General features: G+C 64.7%; 5 protein-coding genes. 2 read left to right on the forward strand and 3 right to left on the reverse strand.

All coding sequences use genetic code 11. From position 1 onward, the window contains the following. Positions 1-256 precede the first annotated feature (256 nt). Together AKN84_RS44025 and AKN84_RS44030 are read right to left on the reverse strand one after the other, a co-directional pair. Positions 257-805 carry a sigma-70 family RNA polymerase sigma factor gene (locus AKN84_RS44025; RefSeq protein ID WP_016847265.1) on the reverse strand — a complete coding sequence of 183 codons (549 nt, stop codon included), beginning with the start codon at positions 803-805 and terminating at the stop codon, positions 257-259. Next, entirely contained in the window at positions 805-1,008 is a 204-nt protein-coding gene (locus tag AKN84_RS44030) for a NepR family anti-sigma factor (RefSeq protein ID WP_018269610.1), read from the reverse strand. The genes AKN84_RS44025 and AKN84_RS44030 overlap by 1 nt, the downstream gene beginning before the upstream one ends. Before the next feature lie 298 nt (positions 1,009-1,306). On the opposite strand from AKN84_RS44030, the gene AKN84_RS44035 reads away from it, so the two are divergent. Continuing rightward, on the forward strand, positions 1,307-2,119 hold the full coding sequence (locus AKN84_RS44035) for a response regulator (RefSeq protein ID WP_016847263.1): 813 nt from the start codon (positions 1,307-1,309) through the stop codon (positions 2,117-2,119). A 97-nt stretch (positions 2,120-2,216) separates the two neighbouring features. On the opposite strand, the gene AKN84_RS44040 is transcribed toward AKN84_RS44035, so the two are convergent. After that, complete coding sequence (locus AKN84_RS44040; protein ID WP_050426563.1) at positions 2,217-3,428, reverse strand: cytochrome P450; 1,212 nt, start codon at positions 3,426-3,428, stop codon at positions 2,217-2,219. A 213-nt stretch (positions 3,429-3,641) separates the two neighbouring features. Here AKN84_RS44040 and AKN84_RS44045 point away from each other — a divergent pair, with 213 nt between their 5' ends. After that, positions 3,642-4,367 carry a TetR/AcrR family transcriptional regulator gene (locus AKN84_RS44045; RefSeq protein ID WP_050426564.1) on the forward strand — a complete coding sequence of 242 codons (726 nt, stop codon included), beginning with the start codon at positions 3,642-3,644 and terminating at the stop codon, positions 4,365-4,367. Positions 4,368-4,420 lie beyond the last annotated feature (53 nt).

Here is a 4,420-nt window from a genome sequence, read left to right on the forward strand (position 1 = left end):
CTCTTGCCCTCTCGATAGACCGTAATCCCTCACCCGATTTGCTGCGCAAATGACCTCTCCCAAGGGAGAGGTGAACCTTCGACGCCGTTCCAGCTCAACCTAATCTCATCAGGCTTTAGACCCAAACATCATGTGGCGTCTGCGTAGACCGGTCGCGTGAACGTGACCTGTCGCTTCCGAAAGCAAAAGAGGCGGCCCGCCGGTGGGCCGCCTCTTGTGTATTCAGTGGTGTGTATTCAGTGGCGTTCGTGCCTGGCTATCCGCCATTGCCGCCGATCACGGCGCGCACGGTGTTGTCGGGGCCGAAATCCTCGGCGCTGTCGACATAGAGCAGCGCAGACAGCTTCGAGCGCGCGCGGTTGACGCGGCTCTTGATGGTGCCGACCGCGCAGCCGCAGATCGCCGCGGCATCCTCGTAGGAGAAGCCGGAGGCACCCACCAGGATTAACGCTTCGCGCTGGTCCTGCGGCAGCTTTTCGAGCGCTGCGCGGAATTCCTCGAACTCCAGATGCGCGGCTTGCGACGGCTGGCTCTTCAGCGTCTTGGCATAGTTGCCCTCGGCGTCCTCGACCTCGCGCCGCCGCTTCCGGTAGTCGGAGCGAAACAGGTTGCGCAGGATGGTGAACAGCCACGCGGGAAGGTTGGAGCCGGGCTGGAACGAGTCGATGTTGGCGATCGCCCGCAGCAGGGTCTCCTGCACCAGATCGTCGGCGCGGTCACCATTACCGGACAGCGAGATCGCGAACGCGCGCAGGCTCGGGACCGACGCCAGGATGTCGTCGCGAAGTTCATTCGTGAGAGGCATTAGTCCCCTCCATTGTTCTTGTCGGTATCGCCCCCGGCCACGGCCGCCGCGGCCGCTTCGGGCCCGTCGAGTTTGCGGATCAGCTCCGCAAAGCGGTCGGGCACCCCCTGCCGCACCACATCGTCGTACATGGCGCGCAGCTGGTGGCCGATTCTCGATTGAATCTCGGCGTTGAGACCGCCCTGCTTCTTTACTTCCTTCATGATCTGATCCACGCTTCCCCGGGAGTTAAGTCTCTGATTTCCAAGATGTTTCCTCGAAAAAAGAGGCTGGCCGCGTTGCCTCGTCGATCTGGAGCTAATGCAAAGTTGCGCAGAAAGTTCCGGAAGGTTGGAACTATTTCGTGGAACTTTTTCGGCTTTCGCGCGTAGTCGGGCATGCAGGGGAACCGGGGTCGCCCCAGAAACTGGATTCTCGGAGCGGGATTCTGTCGTCCCCAGACAACGGGTTTCAGGCCGCCAGGCCCAACAACCCAGGCCTAAGAACAAGGATGGAGTGGGAATGTCCCGATCGCAGATCGTTGCCGAACACCTTCCGCTGTTGCGCCGTTACGCTCGCGCACTGACCGGAAACCAGGCGTCGGGGGACGCCTATGTCGGGGCCATGCTCGAGGCCCTGTTGCAGGACGGATCATTGCTGGACCAGACGCACGGCCCGCGTGCCGGTCTGTTCCGGCTGTTCACCCAAATCTGGAATTCGGTCTCGGTGAACAACAACGACAACGCCGACGTAGCGACGCTGTCGCTGCCGCCGGAGCGCCGGCTCTCCAACATCACGCCGCTGCCGCGCCAGGCCTTCCTGCTGCTGTCGCTGGAAGGCTTCTCGGAGGAGGAGGTCGGCTACATCCTCGGCACTGACATCGCCGAGACGCGCAAGCTGACCGATGCTGCCGGCCGCGAGATGGCCGCCGAGATCGCCACCGACGTCCTGATCATCGAGGACGAGACGTTCATCGCGATGGACCTCGAGAGCCTGGTGAAGAATCTCGGCCACAACGTCATCGGCGTCGCGCGCACGCATTCCGATGCGGTGGCACTCGCCAAGAACAAGAAGCCCGGCCTGATCCTCGCCGACATCCAGCTCGCCGACGGCTCGTCGGGCCTCGATGCGGTGAACGAGCTACTGCGCACCTTCGAGGTGCCGGTGGTGTTCATCACCGCCTATCCGGAGCGCTTCCTGACCGGCGAGCGGCCGGAGCCGGCGTTCTTGATCTCAAAACCGTTCCAGCCGGCAATGGTGTCGGCGGTGGCGAGCCAGGCGCTGTTCTTCCAGCGCAACTCGCGCAACCGCACGCCGCGCGCGGCGTCGGCATGACCTGAGTTTACGAAGCGGGCAAAAGGCAGACCGGCGTGCCGAAAGGTGCGCCGGTTCTGTTTTGGGGCGGGCCCCGGTTCGCGGCTCGCCATCAACGTTATTTCGGCGTGACGCGGACCGGCATGGCGCTGAGCGCCCGCAGCCCCGAGCTGTCGCGGAAGGCGACCGGGCCCGCAATGTCGAACTGCTTCACGCGGCTGGCGAGCGCCGCGATCACGGCCTCCGCCTCCAGCCGTGCCACCATCTGCCCGACGCAGCCGTGGATGCCGACGCCGAAGCCCATGTGCCCGGACAGCCGCCGCCTGATGTCGAACTGGTCGGGATGCTCCCAGCGCGTCTCGTCGCGGTTGGCGGAGGCGAGCAGCAGCAGCACCTTCTCGTGCTTGCCGATCGCAACGCCCGCGATTTCGGTCTCATGCGGCGTGGTGCGGAACACGAACGGCGCCGGTGAATCGAACCGCAGCGTCTCGTCGAACGCCGCGCGCGACGGCGACGGATCGGCCGCAAGCAACGCCCATTGCTCGGGATGCCGCGCCAGCGTGTACAGCGCCATGCCGATGGCGCTGATCGTGGTGTCGAGCCCGGCGGAGAGCAGCGAGCGCACCAGCAGCGGAGCCTCTTCCCCGCTGATCTCGCCGGTGTCGGCCGCCTCGTAGACCTGCGCGCCAAAACTGCCCGGCCGCAGTGCCTCGCGCTGGCAACGCGCCGCCACCCAGGGCAGCACGCGCGGCGCCTCTTTCATCAGGTTGCGAAAATAGTCGTTCTCCGGTCCGAAGCCGGCGAACACCATCGCGCCATAGGTCAGGAAGTTCTCGCGGCCCTCCTGATCGATGCCGAGCGCGTCGGGGAATACGCTGACCGGAAACACCTCCGCGATGTCCTTGATGGCGTCGAACGATCCGCGCTCGACCAGCCCGTCGACGAGCGTTGCAGCCTTTGCCTTGAAGTCATCGGCGAGCCGCCGCATCGCGCCGGGCGAGAGGATCCGCGCCAGCACCGCGCGGGTCCGGGCGTGCAGCGGCGGATCGGCTTCCAGGATGATGCTCGGCGGCCGCCACGGCTTTTCCTTGAAGTGGTTCGCAAGCCCGGCGCCGCCGGCGTTGCTGAAATTGACGTGGTCTCCGAAGATCGTCTTGACCTCGGCAAAGCGCGGCACCGCCCAGATGTCGTAGCGCGTCAGGCGAATGACCGGCGCTGCCGCGCGCAGCTCCGCGTAGGTGCCGTAAGGATCGGCCCGCGTCGCCGGGCTGAACGGATCGAAATCACTGCGGACAATGTCGCCGGCAAGGGGGCTCGCAGGGGCACTCATCGGGTCCTCCCGTCTCGTGATCAATTAATTGACCATAGTCAATTAACTGGGGTATGGCAAGAGAGCCTCGTTTCGATTCCATCGGAGCGGAAAAGCCTCTAACGCGCGATGAGATTGGATTGAGTCGTCATCGCGCTTTAGCTCATTGTTTGAGCATGATCTTTTTCGGAAAACCGCTTCACACTTTTCCGGATCATGCTTTAGGAGACGGCGATGTCGATCGAGGAGCGACCCAGCAAGGGCGCGCGGCGCTTTCAGCGCAGGGCGCGCCAGGAGGCCGACAAGGAGGCGCTGAAGGCGCTGATCCTGGAGACCGCGCGCAAGGAATTCGCCGCCGGCGCGCTCGAGACCGTCTCGATCCAGAAGATCGCCGACGCGATCGGCTATTCGAAGGGCACCGTCCTCAAATATTACCCGACCAAGCTGCTGCTGCTGCTCGCGGTGAAGCAGCAGAACCTCGAAGCGGTTGCCGAAGCACTCGAACGGGTCCGCGCACAGACCGCCGACAGCGATTTGCGGCTGCGGCGGGTGATGGAAACCTATCTCGACTACTGGGCCGACAATCCCGATCACTTCCGCTCGCTGTTCTCGATGTCCGGCACGGTCGAGGACCGGCGGTTTCCCGACGGCGTCTATTTCGGCGAGACCGAGATCGCGCGGCGCAGCTACGAATTGTTCGTGGTCTCGGTGCGGGAATTTTTGGCGGCACATGGCGCCGAGCCCGCGCCGGGCCTGCCGCAGCGGCTGGCGACCGCGCTGCTGGCGGCGACCCATGGCGTGGTTGCGCTGACGCTCGGCACGCCGACCATGAAACTGCCCGACATGCGCGGCACCGGCCGTCTCCTGATCGCAAGCCTGGTCGATGCCTGGACGAGCAGGCTTGCCGCCGCACGGAAAAGCGAGGGCTGGCCGCGGATCACGATCGGCACCTTTGCCTGACAGGGCGATGCGGCATGCGCGACGCGATGTGGAATCGTGGGTGTCCGCCTGCT

Origin of the sequence: Bradyrhizobium tropiciagri, assembly GCF_001189845.1 — a bacterium.
GTDB lineage: Bacteria > Pseudomonadota > Alphaproteobacteria > Rhizobiales > Xanthobacteraceae > Bradyrhizobium > Bradyrhizobium tropiciagri.